14 protein-coding genes are annotated in these 17,893 nt (G+C 70.4%); 6 read left to right on the top strand and 8 right to left on the bottom strand.

The genetic code is table 11. The annotated features are described in order from the left end of the window. Nucleotides 1–27: 27 nt before the first annotated feature. Nucleotides 28–1,146, bottom strand: a complete 1,119-nt coding sequence (locus WME97_RS12835; RefSeq protein ID WP_437552193.1) for an RNA polymerase sigma factor — start codon at nucleotides 1,144–1,146, stop codon at nucleotides 28–30. Nucleotides 1,147–1,373: 227 nt separating this feature from the next. Between WME97_RS12835 and WME97_RS12830 the strand changes: the two genes are divergently transcribed. The 3 genes from WME97_RS12830 (at nucleotide 1,374) to WME97_RS12820 (ending at nucleotide 5,780) form a co-directional block, all read left to right on the top strand. Then, a complete protein-coding gene (locus WME97_RS12830; protein WP_437555370.1) occupies nucleotides 1,374–2,549 on the top strand; it encodes a hypothetical protein in 1,176 nt (391 codons plus the stop codon). 221 nt (nucleotides 2,550–2,770) lie between these two features. After that, nucleotides 2,771–4,213, top strand: a complete 1,443-nt coding sequence (locus tag WME97_RS12825) for a hypothetical protein (protein ID WP_437552192.1) — start codon at nucleotides 2,771–2,773, stop codon at nucleotides 4,211–4,213. Nucleotides 4,214–4,250: 37 nt separating this feature from the next. Beyond that, the gene (locus WME97_RS12820) at nucleotides 4,251–5,780 is read left to right on the top strand and encodes a hypothetical protein (protein ID WP_437552191.1); all 1,530 of its coding nucleotides are present in this window, start codon (nucleotides 4,251–4,253) and stop codon (nucleotides 5,778–5,780) included. Between the two features lie 11 nt (nucleotides 5,781–5,791). On the opposite strand, the gene WME97_RS12815 is transcribed toward WME97_RS12820, so the two are convergent. The 7 genes from WME97_RS12815 to WME97_RS12785 all read right to left on the bottom strand — a co-directional run bounded on the left by WME97_RS12815 (nucleotide 5,792) and on the right by WME97_RS12785 (nucleotide 16,155). Continuing rightward, nucleotides 5,792–6,907, bottom strand: coding sequence for a hypothetical protein (locus WME97_RS12815; RefSeq protein WP_437552190.1), 1,116 nt, complete (start codon nucleotides 6,905–6,907; stop codon nucleotides 5,792–5,794). After that, on the bottom strand, nucleotides 6,904–7,626 hold the full coding sequence (locus WME97_RS12810; RefSeq protein WP_437552189.1) for a hypothetical protein: 723 nt from the start codon (nucleotides 7,624–7,626) through the stop codon (nucleotides 6,904–6,906). Before WME97_RS12810 ends, WME97_RS12815 begins: the two co-directional genes overlap by 4 nt. Beyond that, on the bottom strand, nucleotides 7,623–8,165 hold the full coding sequence (locus tag WME97_RS12805; protein WP_437552188.1) for a hypothetical protein: 543 nt from the start codon (nucleotides 8,163–8,165) through the stop codon (nucleotides 7,623–7,625). Before WME97_RS12805 ends, WME97_RS12810 begins: the two co-directional genes overlap by 4 nt. Before the next feature lie 1,091 nt (nucleotides 8,166–9,256). After that, nucleotides 9,257–11,680, bottom strand: a complete 2,424-nt coding sequence (locus tag WME97_RS12800) for a protein kinase domain-containing protein (RefSeq protein WP_437552187.1) — start codon at nucleotides 11,678–11,680, stop codon at nucleotides 9,257–9,259. Nucleotides 11,681–11,938: 258 nt separating this feature from the next. Further along, nucleotides 11,939–14,128 (bottom strand): substrate-binding domain-containing protein, encoded by a 2,190-nt coding sequence (locus tag WME97_RS12795; protein WP_437552186.1) that lies wholly within the window; start codon nucleotides 14,126–14,128, stop codon nucleotides 11,939–11,941. A gap of 369 nt (nucleotides 14,129–14,497) precedes the next feature. Further along, nucleotides 14,498–15,517 (bottom strand): hypothetical protein, encoded by a 1,020-nt coding sequence (locus tag WME97_RS12790; protein ID WP_437552185.1) that lies wholly within the window; start codon nucleotides 15,515–15,517, stop codon nucleotides 14,498–14,500. Beyond that, on the bottom strand, nucleotides 15,514–16,155 hold the full coding sequence (locus WME97_RS12785; RefSeq protein ID WP_437552184.1) for a hypothetical protein: 642 nt from the start codon (nucleotides 16,153–16,155) through the stop codon (nucleotides 15,514–15,516). The genes WME97_RS12790 and WME97_RS12785 overlap by 4 nt, the downstream gene beginning before the upstream one ends. A 102-nt stretch (nucleotides 16,156–16,257) precedes the next feature. Here WME97_RS12785 and WME97_RS12780 point away from each other — a divergent pair, with 102 nt between their 5' ends. From WME97_RS12780 to WME97_RS12770, 3 genes are read left to right on the top strand one after another with little or no spacing between them, the layout of a single operon-like run. Continuing rightward, nucleotides 16,258–16,506, top strand: a complete 249-nt coding sequence (locus WME97_RS12780) for a hypothetical protein (RefSeq protein ID WP_437552183.1) — start codon at nucleotides 16,258–16,260, stop codon at nucleotides 16,504–16,506. Continuing rightward, on the top strand, nucleotides 16,506–17,111 hold the full coding sequence (locus tag WME97_RS12775) for an RNA polymerase sigma factor (protein ID WP_437552182.1): 606 nt from the start codon (nucleotides 16,506–16,508) through the stop codon (nucleotides 17,109–17,111). The genes WME97_RS12780 and WME97_RS12775 overlap by 1 nt, the downstream gene beginning before the upstream one ends. Continuing rightward, complete coding sequence (locus WME97_RS12770; protein ID WP_437552181.1) at nucleotides 17,108–17,860, top strand: hypothetical protein; 753 nt, start codon at nucleotides 17,108–17,110, stop codon at nucleotides 17,858–17,860. Before WME97_RS12775 ends, WME97_RS12770 begins: the two co-directional genes overlap by 4 nt. Nucleotides 17,861–17,893 lie beyond the last annotated feature (33 nt).

Genomic DNA, 17,893 nt, shown 5'->3' with positions numbered 1-17,893 from the left:
GCTAGCTGCCGAAGGACAGCCGAGGATTCAGCGAAGCTGCCGGAGGAGTGCTTCGCGCTCGGCGACGAGCCGCCCACGGGGGAACTCCCGCGCGTGGGTGTTCAGCAGCCGGAGAGCCTCGACGTTCGCCGTGACGTTGCGGGCCTTGATGGCCCTTCGGGCCTGGTCGATCAGGCTCCGCTCGCGCTCCGCGCCGGTCGGTCGAACGGGGCTCGCCGGAGACGCGGGCCGGCGATCTGTCGTGGTTGAGGGGGCGGCCGTGCTGCTCGCCATCACCTGCGCGCTTCCTTGCTCCCTGGGCGACGCGATCTCGCGCGCGATCGACGCGGCCGGCGCCGCGGCGCCGTGCGCGCGTTCGCCACCGGCGGGCGCCGCGGTGCCTGGCGCGCTGTCTCGCACGAGGAACGCCGCGGCGTCCTGCGCTGCGGGCGAGGTGGCAGGGCCGCGGAACGCCGCCGCCCCGAGCCACGATTCCGGGTCGGGCAACGATGACGCTGAGGAGACCAGCGCGCCGGTCAGCATTGCAAGCGCGCCTTGGACGAGGATTCTCACGCCCAGACGGCGCAGCGAAGCCACCCAAGACGCGCGACGGCCGAAGCCCAGCGCGAGCGGCACGCAGACGCTGGCGTCCCGTCCCTCAGAGTGCTGCTGCGCCTGCCACCGATCCCACTGCACCCTGAGCTCCTGGTGCGCCCGCCAGTGTCGCGTCCTCACCGTGTCCAGCGGGAGTCCCTGCTCGGTGGCGATCTCGGCAAGCGGGACCTCTTGGAGATCGTGCTTGATCACGAGATCCCGGTACTTGGGATCGAGTTGGTCTATCAGCTCCCGCGCGAACTCTTCCCGCTGCCGTGTCCGGAGCAGCTCTTCCGGCGTGGGGCACCCGTCTCGGATCTCGCACTCATCGAACGACGTCAGCACCTCGCCGCGGCGGCGTGCGTCACGGACGTGATTGCGCGCCTGGTTGACGGCGATCGTGACGCGGTACGGGGCTGGATCTCGCCCCGGGTCGAGCCGCTTGTCGGCCTCCAGCCCCCGCAGCAGCGCTTCCTGAGCGATATCCTCGGCGTTTCGCTCCGGCACACCGTGGCGCCGGGCGAGGCGCCGGAAGAGCTCGAAGCCGGGGGAGACGGACGCTGGCTTGTCCACGGTAAGCAGCACACTTGAGCCGGCCAAGCTGCTTCACAAAAAAGAACCGAGGAGCAATTTGGGTCGGATTATGTGATCCAAGGTAACACCTTCGTCCACGCGGAAGCGGACCTGCGAGGACGGCTGAGCACATTCCGTCATACGACCGCGAATTCTCGCCCAAACGGCCGAGGTGTCGCGGTTTCTGCCGGTTGACGCCGAAGGACCGGTGTATGTACCGTCACTGGATGCGTCGCATTGCGCATTCGCTCTCGATTTTTCTCACGCTCGGGGCCGCAACGGGCTTCTCGACCTCGGCCAGCGCTGATGACGTCCCGCCGAAGGCGCAACAGACTTCACGAAGTCTGCCAGCGCCGCCGATCTCCACCCCGAAGGCGGGACCGAACGACAGTTCATCGGTGAAGGACCATGTTCGCCGCGGTCAGAGGGCGCGCAATGCCGGGCGGTGGAGCGAGGCATACGCTGCCTACAAGGCTGCTTTCGACGCCGCGGACCCGACGACCAGCACCGAGCGAGAGCGGGCGGAGATCGCCGGCGAGCTCGGCCTTTGCGAGGTCGCGTTGCACAAGTACCGCGACGCGGCCGAGCACCTTGCCAAGAGCCTCGAACAGCGCGAAGCGCTGCCGGACGCGCTCGAGCGGCGATTCGAGGAAGGACAGCGCGAGGCAGTGAAGCGCGTCGCTACGCTCGTGCTCTCGGTCGATCCGCCTGACGCCGAGGTGCTCATCGGTGGCGAGCGCATCGGGAGGACCGCGCGCACTTACACGCTCTTCTTCGAGCCGGGCAAACACGTCATGGTGCGGGCTCGGGCACCGGGCCACGCAGACGCGTTTCAGGGTTTCCTCGGCGTGGTGGGCGCAGAGCACCAGATGACGCTGGAGTGCCCCCTTGCGGCGGCGGGGAGCGCCACGGAGGCGAGCAGCACGAAGGACACCGCGCCAGCGACGCCGCCCGCCTTACGCACGTTGCCCGCTGCGCGCGCGAAGGCTCCCAGCCCGTGGGCCTCCTGGCCGGGGACGCTGCGCATCACGGGGATCGCCGTCACGACGGCGAGCGTGACGGTGGGCACCATCCTCTTCGTCCGGGCGGGCAAGCTCGATGACGATCTGAGCGCCCGGCGGGATCGGCTCCAAAGCGAGCCGTCATCGAGCGCGTCGATGTGCTGGCAAGCGCCTCGGAACTCGCCGTGTGGCGAGCTGGCCCGCTTGCAGGACGCGCGAAACATGTTCGGCCGCGCCGGTCTGGCCACGGTGATCACGGGCGGTGTCGTCGGTGCTGTGACCGTCGCATCGTTCTTTACGGACTTCTCCTTCCTGAGATTCAAGCCGGCTCATGACCGGGTCAACGTATCGCCCGTGGCGAATGGGAACGAAATCGGCGCGCGAATCGAGGGGGCATGGTGAGCACGCGGGGGGCCAAGAGAATGGGTTCGCTGGCAGGCCGAGGCGCCGTGACGTCGGTCGTTGCGCTCGCAGTCTGCGTGTGGGGAGCTAGCACGCTGACAGCTTGCGCTGCCTATTCCGATGATTGCTCGGAAAAGCTGGCGTGTGCTCCCGATCCGGAGCACACGCCCGACCCGTGCGCGGGAGAGCCCGGCACAGCGCCAGCGCTCGACAAGTGCGGGGTGTTCGTCAGCGAGGAGGGCATCGACAACAGCCCCGGCACGAAGGACGCGCCGGTCAGGACGTTGCAACGCGCGATCCGCCTCGCCGCGCACGTTCGACGCAACGGCCAGGCGCCGACCCGGCGCGTGTACGCGTGCGGCGGGTTGTTCGAGGAGGCCATCTCGCTCCCCCAGGGTGTCGATATCTGGGGCGGCCGTCTGTGTGCCGGCGGCGCCTGGTCCTATGGAGGGCCGCTCGACGAGCAGAACGTGTTGACCGTCATCGCGCCGCCCGTGGGGATCCCGGTGCGGGTCCTCGGGGGGGACGACGATGCGGTCAGCGCGGAGGAGGATGCGACGTCGGTGATCTTCGGCGTGCGCGTCGAGGCGGCCGACGCCTCCGCGAGGGATGGCAAGTCGTCGATCGCGATGATCCTGGAGCATGGGGCCAGGGCGATCGTGCAGTCGAGCGTGATCCTCGCAGGCGACGGCAAGGACGGAGAGCCGGGCGAGGACGCGCCGAGCTTCCGTGCGAATGCCGGCGTGGTGGGGAACGACGGCGTGGATGCGTGTACGGCGAACATGGCGCCGGGCGCCCTTCCGGTCGTGACCGTGTGCGGCGAGGGGATCGAGTCGACGGGTGGCCAGGGGGGCGATGGAGGCCTCGAGACGGGTGACCATGGGACGTCAGGACTGCCGGAGCCGGTCGGGACTCCGGACAATCGCGGCTCGGCTGGCACCGGCGCGTCCAGCATGCCGTGCGCGGATGGGGGCCGCGGAGGAGACGGCGCCGACGCGGACCGCGCTGCCGGAGCGGCAAGCGCCGGCCTCCTGGGCGTCGAGGGATGGGTCGGCCCCCGCGGGGAGAACGGCAAGCCGGGCGGCGTCGGTCAGGGTGGCGGCGGGGGTGGCGGTGGCAAAGGGCGCGACCCCATGAACGCGTGTCCGGCGGGTCGGCCCCAGGGCGGTGCGGCCGGCGGATCGGGGGGCAGCGGCGGCTGCGGTGGCAAGGGGGGCAAAGGGGGCGATTACGGCGGTGCGAGCATCGGGATTGTGGCCTTGCAGGGAAGCGACCTCACGGTCGAGGACAGCAAGGTCCTCGGAGCCAAGGGCGGCAATGGTGGGGTCGGCGGAACGGGCCAGTGGGGAGGATTAGGCCCCGACGGCGGCCACGGTGGGCACAGTCTTGGGCCCGACTGGTCGCGAGGCTGCGCCGGCGGTGGTGGCGGCAACGGCGGCCGCGGGGGCGATGCCGGCGGCGGTCTCGGTGGCCACTCGCTCGGCATCGGCTCCGTGAGCGCCACCGTGACCCTTGGGTACAAGGCGACGGTCTCGCCCGGACAAGCCGGCACCGGGGGGATCGGCGGCAATTCAACCCCGGAACGCCCGCTCGGCAAGGGGAACGATGGGACTGCGCAGTTCTGGTACCGGTTCGATGCGCCAGACCCGGAGCCGCCTCAATGAACCGCCCTGTGCTGGCGGCGCACGTCAGGAGAGGCCCATGAGGAAGACCACCGCTGCTACCTTCGTCCTTCTGTTGTCGCCGTGGGCTACTGGCTGCGGAACTGCTCCCGGCGTAAACGACCCTGGCGTGACGCCGTGTGAAGGCACCTCGTGCGAGAACGAGCCGCCTCCCGAGTCGGTCTGCGTCGAGCACGTCGCCGCCGATATCCTCGACGACGGCTGCGGCGTGTTCCTCGCCGGAAACTACGGTTTCGGCGACGACAGGAACCCCGGCACGAAGGCGAAGCCGGTGTACACCGTCGCGCGCGCCGTCGAGCTCGCGCGCGCTGGACGAGGGCGCGTGTTCCTCTGCAACGACGGATTCGTCGTGGAGGAGATCCGGGTGCCCTCCGGCGTGGATCTCCTCGGGGGCTTCCACTGCAGGAGATGGGACCGCGACCCTCTACGCCCGCAGACCACGTTTACGCACGATCGGGTCTTCGGCCCCATGGTGATCGTCGAGCCCGCGGGCCCCGAGGACACGGGGGCCGCGGACGGGGTGTCGACGCTCGCCGATCTCTACGTCAGGTCGGCGGGCCAGGTCGGAGTGCTCGTTCAGTCGAGCACCGCGGTGGAGATCCTTCGCAGCGAGATCTCCGCCCGCGGTGGACTGAGAGGGGAGGCAGGCGAGAAGTGGCAGACCTCGCAACCCACCGGACCGGATGGCATGTTCGGTGGGGACGCTTGCTCGGCGGCTGTCGTCGCCGGCGGCCCTGCGGCCGTGAACCGGTGCGAGAGCGGGCTCACGAGCATCGGTGGCAAGGGAGGCGATGGGCTGCCCGACAGCGCCGAGGATGGAGGCGACGGGGAGCCCGCGGACCTTTTGCCGCCCGCACGCGGTGGTATCGGGGAGCGGGACAACGTCAGTTGCAGCAGCGGATCCGAGGGGGGCCCGGGGGCTCCGGGGACGCAGGGCGCGCCCGGCAAGGGCAGCGGGCGCCTCACCGAGACAGGATGGGAGGGCGACACGGGGGCCGAGGGGACCTGGGGCACGCCGGGCCAGGGCGGCGGCGGCGGCGGCGGTCGCTGGGGCGGGCTCGCCGTGTGCGGTGTGGCCTCCCAGGGAGGCCCAGCAGGCGGCTCGGGAGGGGCCGGTGGCTGCGGAGGCCGAGGAGGCCGCGGGGGAGCGAACGCACCGCCGTCCATCGGCGTCATCGCGCTTCACGCCCGGGTGACCGTGCGCGACACCAAGATCACGGCGGACTTTGGCGGCAATGGCGGCGACGGCGGGGAACCCCAGCGCGGCGGCATAGGCGGCCGAGGCGCACCGGGCGGAACGCTCGGGGATGAACTCGCCGCCTGTTTCGGCGGCCGGGGCGGCCAAGGAGGGCCCGGCGGCTACGGCGGCCCGGGGCGCGGCGGCGACTCGATCGGCGTCGCCTACCTCGACGAGGACCAGCTCACGCTCGATGGCGTCACCATCGAGACCGGACAGCCGGGCAAGGGCGGCACCAGCTGGAACCACGATGGCAGCACGACGGTGGGGGAGAGCGGCAAGGCCCACAAGACGCTGCGGTTTCCTGAATAGCCGAAGTCACGTCATGGGAGATCGGCGCGGAGATCGGCGACCGAGTCCACGGGCCAGCTCGCCAGGAAGCTGGAGGCCCAAGCGACCATGGCGGCCGGCGGCTCGCCTTCACCGTCCCACGAAGCGACCAGCGCTTCGAGCTCGCGCTTGGCCGCCATGGCGCGGAGAGTCTTCGGCGATTCGTCGTGCGGACGCATGCGAGCAAGCTCCTCCAGCATCTTGTCCTTGTGCAGGAAGCCGTCTGTAGACGCCGACCAATAGAGCCCAAACGACTGTCGATATGGCTCCGGCATCTGCTGAATCATTCTGGGCAAATCGAGCAGTAGTCCTATCTGGTAGTGCGCGTGGAGCACGGTAAGCACCGTAATGAACCGTTCTGTCAAGCTACTCGGGTCGAGCGTCACGACCGCTCCTCGCTCTGGCGGCGACGGTTCCACCCACTGACTATCTATGGTAAAAAGACAATCGTACAACGTCGCACCGCGCATGCCAACCACCACGCCGGGCACGAGGGTGGCACCGACCTCCGGTGGCATGGGCTCGCAACCGAAGGTCGACTCGATGTCATGGGCGATCCACGTCGCGCAAGGCCGCTCGTCTGGCGCCAAATCGAAGGTGAGCTCATGCCGGGTGACGGTCGCGCTATGTAGCCTCTCATCATATGGGTTCAGTACGAGTTCTGGCCCCAGAGCACTTCGTGGAATGGAGAAATTGATACCATACGGAACCACGAAGCCGGCAGGCGGCCTGACGAGATCGATCATGCGATAGCTGTATACGACATAGTACGGAGCCAGAAAACTTACGTGAAACCAAAGCGTTCGACGGTCGGGTGCGTTCGGCAGATCGACCGTGAACGAATAACACGCGTCACAGGCTCCGGCGGGCAGGTGAAGTGATCGGTCCATGAGTAGCACGTCAGGGAATCGCTCTGATATGCGACGTCGCATGGCATGCCAGCGTTCGTCCTTCGATGCTTGGATCCGCGCAGCGACGAGCCGAGCGTGTTCTTCAGTCTGTTCGCGCTGGGAGTCGTCCTGCCAAAATTGGTTCGGGTCGGGACCGCCGATCCCACGGGGGAAATACCGGTAGACTACTTCCAGTAGTTGACCGACCGTGTGCTTCATGACTTGTTGACCACCACACCAAGTTTCTTGTATTGTTCCGCGAACATATTCTTTACGTTCGTGAAAAACTCTGAGCAGAATATGCCAGGTGGCAGCGCAAAGCGACCCGTCCTCTCCATCTCACCTGCGACCATATTTGTCACTTCAGCGCTGTACATTGCCGCATTGTCAGCCGATATAGCCCCCCAAAGGTGATTTCTTATCGGCATCCCAATGCGAAGAAAACACGCTGCTACGCCATCTTCTAGGTAGATGATCAATCCTGACTTTGCCTCCTGCCAACCACCTGCTACGGTCCCGTCGTAGGCGACGATCGTGACAAACTTGAAATCAGACGGGCCGAACCGTTTACTTGCGCACCCCATGGTCGGAGTGCCGCTCTGCTGGCAGGGATCTGGCGGGCTCGTCGGGCTAGCTGTCGGCCTCTCCGAGCTGTCGCTCGGGCTTTCGTCTTCGTCTTCGTCTTCGTCTTCGTCGTCCGTTTTGTTGCACTGGAGCTTGCGCTCGCTGCCGTACTCCGGTCCGCTCGGCGGCTCCGCCCCGAAGTCCCCCGACGCGACGGAGGTATAGACAGGAACGGACGGCCCGACTGGTCCACCTGCACCTTCGCCCTTCACCCACTCCTCGATGGGATAGCAGTCTCCTACCGTCAAGTTGCAGGCCGCCAGCGTGTAGATGGCGACAGCCAGAATCGGCAACAGAATTATTCTTGCGTTCATTTTATACTCCATCGAAGCACGGGGCCGACGACGACAATCACGGACACGTAACCTGGGAGCACGAGGCTGCTCCCGCCGACCCAATCCACATTGGCGCTCACCGACACGCCGAGGGGGCCTGCAACGTACGCGTTGGTCTGCGCATGCGCGCCTACAGCCATCCCGGCGACGTGCCCACACAATGTGCTTCCGCAAGCCGGCATGAAGTAGAACGCAACGGATGGGCCAGCGCTAAAATCGCCATTCTTCCAGCTGTATCCGAGAGCGGCAATGGTGCTATTGTAGACACCGGACCCACCTATCTGGACTGGGGGAACAATACTGAGTAGATCGTGAATATTGAAAGTGATGTCGCCGTTGATGCGCCACGATATTCCCGCGTGCGGACTCACCGCCAGGCGCGTCACGGTGCCGGCCTGGATCCCCCCGAAGCTGATTCCGGCACTCAGCTCGGATGCGTCTGCCTGTGTCGGAACGACGACGCTGAGCAGGAGAGCGAACACTGCTGACGCTGAGATCTGCCGGTCTGTCGTCCTCATCGTCTCTCTCCCCGTCGTCCGAAACACACGAGCAACGTGGCGACGTGGGCCATTCTTCTGATCACGGGATCGGCGTCAAACGGAATCTAGACGAGGACACCGCCACGGACGTGGGTCGTACCGTCCAGAGCGTGCGCCGGCGCGCAGCGACCTGCGCGGCTCCAGCGCGTGTCGACCCGCGGGCGCCCGCTGCCTGTCCACGCCGCCGCGAGAGCGCGCTACCGGCCACGCGCCCCGGGCTGCGCGTGTCGGCTGCAAGCCCGACCCAGCGCGGCGCCGCGCGCAGGCAGCGGTGACCGGCGCTGTGACGGCCACGCGCGTGGCGCGGGATGACATCGCTCGCGCGGCCACGCCGCCCGCGAGTTCGGCGCCTGACGGTGGCCTGCGCGGTCGGCGCCGGCGACGCGCTAGCGCTCACGCGCCTGGAGCTGCACGACGTCGCTCGCGCGTTCGCGTCGGCGCGACCGTCACACGTCGTGGCCCCATCGGCGGGCAGCCATGAGACCGGCTACGGATGGCCCGATAGGGCTCCGCGGGGCCGCAGCCCGGACGATCCCGCAGGCCGCTCCGCTGCTCGACGTCGGCGCCGCTGTTGCCCCGGCGGCCTCTCGGGGTCGTCGAGCTGCTTAGCCGCGCCTAAGCCGATCACCTCGCGCATGCGTTGCAGATCGCCCAGGAGCGCCATCACCTCGATCACCGCGCGCGGTACTCCGGCTAGGGGAGCGGGAGAGCAAACGGATCAAGCGCTCGATCACGCCGCTGACCAGCCTCGCGTCTTCGATCGACGGTACCCGCGCGGTAAGGGCGGGCCGCGCCGCGTGGCACACGATCTTGCCGTGCGACGACCACGAGCGGCTTGCACCCCTGCGATCGCAACGGGCGACGACCGGGCACGACGCACTCGACTCGGGAGCCCTGCCTCCGGGCGTCGCAGCGGTGCACGACGGAAGCTCCCGGCGTCCGGCTCGGCGCCGCCGTAACTCTTGCCCAGGCGCACCACGCTCCGAACCGCGCCCCCGATGATCCGCGATCCCCAGGACCGCACCGGCGCGCTCCGATGGCCCGCGTGCAGCCTCGACGGCGTCCGCCCGCTAGCCGCCGCCCATGCCGGGCACACAGCGGGTAACTGCTCGAAACCACTCAGCATTGTTTTTGCGTGTGGAAATTGTTTCCCCCTTGCAGAAGACGTCGCCGAACACGCTCGCCGCGCGCAGCACCTTGCGCGCCTCGCCGTCCAGCGCCCCGAGCCGCGCCTGGACCATCGCCAGCACCGTCTCTGGCAGCGCGTCGTCCATCCCCTCGGCCACGGCGCGGATCAGCTCCTCGAGGTAGAACGCGTGGCCATCCGCGTGCGCCACGAGGCGCGCCACGGTCTCCGCGTCCACGTCGTCGCCGAGCGCGTGGCGGACCAGGCGCTCGCAGGCCTTCCGCGGCAGCCGTGTCAGGTGGATCACGTTGAGCGCGCGCCCGCTCCAGAGCGCCGGGAACATCTCGTGGACCTCGGGGCGCGCGAGCCCGAGCACGAAGAACGGCTGCTCGCCGAGCGAGCCGAGCGCCGCGTCGACGAAGCGCACGGTCGGCAGATCGCCCCAGTGCAGGTCCTCGAGCACGAGCACGACGGGGCGCGCCGACGTCTCGGCGGCGAGGAAGTCCTCCCAGGCGCGGCGCATCTGCCGCCCCATCGTCTCCGCGTCGCCCCGGGCCGCGGAGAGCAGCGCGCTCTCCTCGCCCTCGAGCTCGACACCGGCGATCTCCCCGAGGAACACGGCCACGCGCTCGCGATCGGGGCCGGGGACGTGCCGCGCCACGCGCCCGAGGAGCTTCTGCTTGCGGACCGCGGCGGCCTCGCCGTCCTGGATGCGGCACGCGCAACGGATCGCCTGCCCGAGCAGGCCGAACGCGGAGCCCACGCGCAGCGGATCGCCGCACGCGGTCCAGATCTCGACGTGCTCGTCGTGCGCGCGGACCGCGCGCGTGAACTCGTGGGCGATCCTGGATTTGCCGATGCCGGGGGGCGCCGTCACGAGGACGGCGCGGGCGATCGGCGCCTCGGCGCACTCGGTGAAGAGCGTCGTCAGCGTGAGCAGCTCGCGCTCCCGCCCGACGAACGCGCACGCCTTGCCGAGCAGCGTCCCGGCGCTCCCCGCGACGTCGCGCTCGCCGTGCAGCTCCCTCCGCTCGCCCTCGCCGGACACCTCGAACCGCGCGCCGAGCAGCCGCGCCGTCACGTCGTCGATCGCGATGGACGGCCCGCCCGGGTCGGGCTGCCGCGCGTGGGCCCGCCTCGCCTCGCACACGTCGAGCAGCCGCGCGGCCCTGTCGATCGCCTCCCCCACCGGCCGCTGCCTCGCCAGCTGCGCCCGGCCCGTCGAGAGTGCCATCGGCCGGGTCGGGGCCAGCTTCCGGAGCGCCAGCGCGCAGCGCGCCGCCCGCGACGCCTGGTCGGTCGCGTCCCTGCCCGCGACGATGGCGACCACGGCGGAGCCGTCGGCGAGCGCTTCCATGTGCCCTCCGTGCGCCTCCACGACCTTCCGCAGCTGCGCCCCCACGGTCACATCGAGCGTCTGATCGAGCGGCGCGGTGTCGGCCGTGGCCGGCGTGGCCTCCCTCCCCACGACCAGCACGGAGAGCAGCCGCCGCTCGCTCGAGGTGAGCGCCTCGGGGCGCTCGAACGCGGCCCCGCGCGCCGAGGCCCCGGCGGCCCGCAGGGTGCTCAGGATCACGGCGGCGGTCGCGCCGTCGGCGATGCGCTCCTCCGGGTCCTTCGCGAGCATCAGGTGGACGATCGCGTCGAGCTGGGCGGGGACCTCGGGGCGGAGCGAGCGTATCGAGGGGACGTCGCCGAACAGGATCTTCGCGAGGATCGCGGGGAGGTTCTCGCCGACGAACACGGGGGCGCCCACGAGGCACTCGAAGAGCACGCAGCCGAGGGCGAACACGTCGGCGCGCGGCGTGAGCGCGCTGTGCCCGACGCGCGCCTGCTCCGGGGCCATGTACGCCGGCGTCCCGAGGGTGACCCCCGTCAGCGTCATCGGCGTCGCGTCGAGCCGCCGCGCGATCCCGAAGTCCAGGATCTTCACCTGCTCAATCTGCCCGCCCACGAGGAACAGGTTGCTCGGCTTGAGATCGCGGTGGATGATCTCGCGGGCGTGCGCCTCCGCCAGCGCCTCGGCGACCTTCACGCCGAGCGTCAGCGTCTCTTCGACGGTCAGGCGGCCGCGCAGGAGGCGTCGCGAGAGGTCCTCTCCTTCGAGCCATTCCATGGCGAGATAGGACCTCCCCGAGGAAGTCCTCCCGTGGGCCACGTGCCGCACGATCCCAGGGTGCGAGAGCTCCGACAGGAACCTTGCCTCCCGGTCGAACCGCGCCTCGTGCGCGCCCGCCCCGAGCACCACCTTGAGAGCGACTGTGGCGCCGGTCTCCCGATCGAGCGCCCGGTAAACCTCCCCCATGCCGCCGGAGCCGGCGAGCGCGAACAGCTCGAACCGCTCCCCGACGACGTCACCGACGCGCATGGGTCGAGTATCGCCCGGCGGCGAATCCCCTGTCCAGCGCGGGCGGGGCCCGGGTAGACACGGCACATCGTTGAAGAGTTCGCAACATCTCGCAACATCTCGCGATGTCCCGCGCATGTTGCGCGCTCGACAAGCACCGTGGGAGACGACATGCACGTTCGAGACGTGCTCAGCCCCAGACGAGACCAGCGTGGGCGGCGCGCAGTGGGTGGGGCGGTCCACGGCGCTGCGCGCGCGCTCAGCGCGACGCGCCGAGCGTCACTCCCATCCTCCGCGACGCCCCGTATCCGAGGTCGCGTTGCGCGACGAACGCGGCGGCGCTTCCGCCGCATTATTCCGTCTCGTGCGGAGCGAGGGGACTCCTGTCGACGCGAGGTCCTCGAGCGCCGACGCCAGCGACTGGTGGCTGGAGAGATCGCCGAGGTGGATATCGAGGGCGACGAGGCGCATCGCGAGCTCGGGCCGCACGCCGACGAGGCGGACGCGGGCGCCGAGCAGGGAGGCCGCGCGCTGCGTCTGCCCGAGCGCGTGGGCCACCTGTGCGTCGATGCTCGGGACGCCCGTGATATCGAGCAGCACGCAGCGCGCCCCGTGTCGGCTCACCCCATCGACCACCCGCTCGAGCATCTGCCGGGCGCGATCTCCATCGAGCTCGCCGACGAGCGGGACGAGCAGCACGCCGGGCATGAGCGGGATGAGCGGACAACCGAGCTCGCGCACCGCGGCCGAGAGGGCGCGCTCGCGCTGATAGGCCTCCTGGAGGCTCGCGTGCTGCTCGGAGAGCGACTGCACGAGCGCGTCCCGCTCGAGGGCGGCGCCGAGGAGCGCCCCCCAGATGGAGATGGTGCCCTCGTCGCCGGCGACCTCGATCGAGCTCGGGCCGACGATCGCGAGGACCCCCCAGTCGTGGCGGAGCGTGCGGATCGGCAGGAGCGTCACCATGAACGGGCCGCCGGCGGTCGACGCTGGCAAGCGCTCGGCGGGCGGGAAGTCCTCCCGCGCGCAGACGGCGCCGAGCGAGGGAGTCGGGCTGCCATCGCGGCTGTAGGCGCCGGCGATGACGAGGCGCGCGCGGGTCGCCGGGTCTTCCCAGAGCGCGAGGCAGCCCCAGACGGCGGCGGTCGAGTCGAGCCAGGAGAGCGAGCGCGAGTCTTCCTCGGTGCCGCCGAGCAGCGCGAGGCTCACCTCGTGATCGGAGCGCGTGAGCGCCCCGAGCTCGTCGACGAACTGCCGCTCGGTCTCGACGCGAGCCAGCATGAGCGAGAGGCGCAGCCGCTCCTGGAACTCCTCGGCTCGCTCCTCCGCGGACTCCGCTGCTTCCCTGTCCAGGGGCGCGCGGCGTCGCTTTCCGGACCGGCCGAGGAGGCGGGCGATCCCCATGAGGCTCTCCACGTCAGGCGTGAGGCGGACGGCCTGCTGACAGGCCTCGTCGATCTCGGCCGCGGGCGGGGGCGCGGCGCCCTCGAGCGCCGCGGTATATCCCGCGATCACGGCGGAGACGCCGGGCCAAACGGCCGTGGGGGGCGTCTCGGGCGGCAGCGGCAGGCGGAGGAGCAGCTCGACCATCTGCCGCTCGATGGCGCCGAGGTCGTCCTCGGGCGCCGCGCCCTTCCGGTGGAGCAAGCCAAGGAGCGGGTCGCACCCGCACGTCCGCCGCCTGACGAACGTGGTCGGCGCGAGCACGGGCCCGGACGGCACGACCTGGCCTGCGCGCCGCGCGAGCACGAGCTCGTACGCGAGCGCTCCGAGGGCGTCGAAGCGCTGGCGCACGGTCGTCAGCGGAGGGGTCGACCACTGCGCATCGGTGATGTCGTCGAAGCCGATGATCGCCAGATCGTCGGGGATGCGGTATCCGGCGGCCTGGAGGGCCGACATCATCCCGAGCGCGTTCTTGTCCGTGGCGACGACCGCGGCCGTGAGCTCTCCCCTGCGCGCGATGAGCGCCTCTGCGGCGCGCTGGCCGCCGGAGTGCCAGTTGTTGTCGGCGTCGAAGACGAGGCCGGGATCGAAGGGGATCCCGCTCTCGACGAGCGTCTCCATGTACCCGTCGAAGCGCGCGCGGATGTCGTCCTGATCCATGCAACCGACGAACGCGATGCGCCGGTGTCCATGCTCGATCAGGTGGCGCACCGCGCTCCGGACGCCCTCGCGGTTGTCCGGCATGACGGTCGGACAGCCCGCCTCGGGGGCGCAGGAGCTGACCGTGACGAGCGGGACGCGCGCCTGCGCGAGGAGCTCGATGCCATCCGTGGCGAGCACGACGATCCACCCGTCCACCTGGCCCCCGGCGAGCGAGGGCGCCTGGACGTACGCTGGCGTGCCGCGCACCACCAAGACACGATGGCCGCGCTGCTGCGCCGCCTGATGGATCCCCCTGAGGACCGAGGTGAAATAAAAGCCGTCGAGGAAGGGCGTGAGGACGCCGATGGTGGTCGGGCGGGAGTGCATGGGCTGCGGGCTCGCGGGCATCGAAGATGATGGGTCGGATGCTACTCGAACCGGGCGCCCCGCGGCGTGCGAGGTCGCGAGGAGCAGGAGCGCGCGTGTGGGCGGGCGAACGCGCCGGGAGATGGATCCAGCGCGGGGGACTTCCAGATGGTGCGCGGCACAGGATCCTTGTTGCTCACCGCGAGCAGCACGCCTTCGGGCACTGGCCCGATCTGCTGGGCTGACATGGCGTTCGCCGGGAGGACCGAGGCCTGTTGAATACGGTGGGCAGCAGCAGGCTTCGATCCCCCGCGAGCAGGCCGCGCGGCGCTCGCGCCATAGACCGGACGTGCGAGGCCTGTCGAATACGCGATGGCGTCGGTCGGGCGCTTACGCCGCGCGACGCTCCATCGCCTGCACGCGCCGCTCCGCCTCCCACGAAAGAAGCTCGATCACGTTGCTCTTCGGCGGAGCGCTCGCGGCGACCGCGCCGAGCCCGGCGAGATAGAGCGCGTCGAACGTCGGATCCTGCCCAGCGAGGAGGCTATCGAGGATGAGCTGCGTCGCATGGAGCTCCCGCCTCAGCTCCTCGGACCGGGCCTGAACCAGCCCGACGCTGGTCGCCTCTCGCGCCCGGAGCCACCGCGATCGCGCGCCGTCCGCCCTCGCCAGCTCGATCTCCGCGAGAGCATACATCAGGCACACCTCGGCCCCGGCCCTGTCGAGCGAGGATCTCGCCCGGCCGAGGTGCTCGTCGGCATCCGCTGCGGACAGCGCGCGCGCCGCGACGAGGACCCCCATGGCGGTGAACTGCCGGTTGTCGGGCTCGAGCCGGTGAGCCCTTGAAAGAGCATCCCACGCCGTCTCAAGACCACCCCCGGCCTCGGCGAGGCGGTACGCCGCCCACCAGAAGCCAGGAATTCCGGGGAACTTCGACAGGACGAGGTTCACCTCGCGAAGCGCGCGCGCCCGCTCGGCCGCCGACGTGGGCACGAGCGCGCCCGCGGTCCTGAGCCGCCGCAGCGTCGTGCAGTTCCCGATGAGCTTCGCGAAGCCACGACGGCTCCCCTCGTAACGCGGCGCGAGCCGTGACAGCAGCGCCTCTGCCGTTCCGCTGTCCACGTCGCGCTTCTCGCGCAGGATCCTCCCCCAAACCTCGCCAGCCGCCGGCGGATTTCGCCCCTCGACGAGGCAGAAGCACTCTTCGACGGAGGCCGCGAGGCGCGTCGCCGCTGGACAGGCCGGCAAGACCTCGACGGCCCGGCGCTCGAGGCGCGCGGCCTCGTGCAGCAGGACGCAGGCCTCGAAGGTCGCGTCAGGCCCCCCCTCCGCGAGGCGAGCCGTCGCCCGCAGCTTGAGCTTCCCGCTGCTCGCCAGGCCGAACTCGTACAACTCCGTTCCGCTCGTCACGGCTTGACCTGCTCCATCATGCTGACCCGGGGCGAGGCGCACCAGAGGGAAAGATGGACCTCGGCGATGTCGCGCCGGGCGCGCAGCTCCGAAGCCTTCCCGTCCTTCGCCCGCGTCTCGCGCCTCGACGCCGCGCCACCCCGGACCGCCAAGAGCGCGCTGCGGCCCCCGGTGGCGCGCCCCGCCGCCTCGACGCCGCGGAGAGAGCCCGGCGTGACGTCGAACAGGATGTCCGGCGCAGAGCCCTTGCGCATGGTCTTGACCCGCCGGCCCGGCATCATCGTGGAGATCGCCACGAACGTCAGCCCGTACGCTGCCAGCTCGGTCACGTGTTCCCGCTGCGCCGTCCGCCCGTCGCGCAGCCTCCGTGCGTGGGCTTCGACTCCAGGAACGAGGCGCTCCAGCAAGGGAAGGTCCCAGGTCAGGTCGACATGCACGGTCCTCGACCGCCCGGGGACGACGTGGTCGACCACGAATCGGAACGGCTGGCTCCGCTTGCTCTTGGAGCTGCCTGGAACCCACGCCAGAACCGGAGCGATCGTGTCGCTCACCCAGTCGTGCTCTTGATCGCTGAAGAGCTGCTCGAGCGCATAGCGAACCTCGATAACCTCTGTACCCCGCATGCGCATTGTCATCATGGAGCCCTCCTCGCCGGGTTCCGTTTCGCTCACCGCGCCGCAGCGATCTACTCTATCGCCACCTGCACGGCGCGGGCTCGCAGCCGTCGGTGCACGTCAGGCGTGCCTCTCGCGAGGAGTTCGCGATGGCAAGGGTCGCCGACCGACGTCGGCTCCCGCGCGTGGCTCAGCCTCGGGGCCGGCACGCGGCTCGGCGTCCGTGTCCTCGGGCCATTGCGGATCGAGACAGGCATCGATCTCTTCGTTCCGGTGACACGGTACGATTTCCAGCTCGAGGGCGGGCTGCCGACGGGCCTGGAGCAGGCCGCGCTCGCCGCCGCGGTGTTCGGGGGGGTCGGCCTCACATTTTGATGAAGGAGCCCCGGGCTGCCGGCATTCAGTTTTCCGTGGAGCAGTGCTTACGAGCCGACGTCCTGCGCGACGCCAAGCAGCCGCCGCGGAGCCTCGTCGCCCTGCACGCCGAGCACGGCAACTTCGTCTGGGCGACCCTCCAGCGGTTCGGCATCCAGCACCCTGACCTGGAGGATGCCTTCCAGGACGTCTTCGTCGTCGTCCAGCAGCGGCTCCCGTCCTTCGACTGGGCTTGCCCGATCACGACCTGGCTCTTCGCCATCAGCCGCCGCGTCGCCTCGTCTCACCGCCGCCGCGCCCACACGCGCCGGGAGCGGCTCGGCGAGGTGGTGGACGACGTGCCGGACTCCGCCCGCGGCCCGGAAGAGATCACCTCCAGCCGCGAGGCGCGGCAGCAGCTCGAGGGCATCCTCGAGGCCATGGATCTCGATCGCCGGGCCGTGTTCGTCATGTTCGAGATCGAAGAGATGCCGTGCGACGAGATCGCGCGCCTGGTCGGCGTCCCCGTCGGGACCGTCTACTCGCGGCTCCACGCGGCGCGGAAGGAGTTCGCGACGCTCCTGAAGAAGTCCGAGGCCGAGCGCGCGCGCAGGGGGGCCAGATGAGCGATCCGAAGCGATGGAACCAGGAAGGAGGAGGCGCCCCGCCCGGCGCGCGCGAGCTGCTCCGCGCCGCCGCGCCGATCCGGCAGATGACTGCCACCGAGCTCGCGCGCACCGCGGCCCGGGTGGCGCCGCTCGAGACGGCCGCGGGCGCGGCCGCCGGCGCCGGCGCGACGATGCCGGCGTGGATCAAGGGGATCTTCCTCGTGGCGGGCATCGGGGCGGGCGGGGCAGGGCTCCACGCTGTCCTGAGCGAGGCCCCGAACGCCGCCGCGCCGATCGCGCCACCTCCGGCGCTCACCGATCTGCCGCTGGAGCGGCTGCTCTCCCGCGCGGAAGGCCGCGTGGCGGCCGGGTCGCCGGCGGCCGACGCGCCGGCGGCCGAGGCGCCGCGCCCGACCCCCTCGGCCCTCCGCCGCGAGGCGCCGCGGAGCCTTCGACCGGCGGCGCCAGCGCCGGAGGCGACCGCCGCGGCCGACAGCGACGACCTGGTCCGGGAGTCCAACCTCGTCGACGCGTCCAGAGCGGCGCTCGCGCAGGATCCGGAGGCCGCCCTCGCCGCGCTGGAGAGGCACCAGGCCGAGTTCCCGAAGGGGCGGCTCGCGGAAGAGCGGGAGTTCATCGCGATCCGCGCGCTGATGCGCCTCGGGCGCGCCCACGAGGCGCGGGCGCGCGCGGCGGCGTTCTTCGCGCGGTATCCATCGAGCTCCTTCGCCGAGCCGCTGCGCCGGATCGTCGGCGCGGCTCGGTGATTGCCTCCACGACCGCGGCTCCGCCAGCAAGAC

The organism is Sorangium sp. So ce367, from assembly GCF_051520455.1.
GTDB classification, from domain to species: domain Bacteria; phylum Myxococcota_A; class Polyangia; order Polyangiales; family Polyangiaceae; genus Sorangium; species Sorangium cellulosum_B.
The sequence above is the reverse complement of the archived record's forward strand: the minus strand, read 5'-3'. Positions and strand labels throughout refer to the sequence as shown.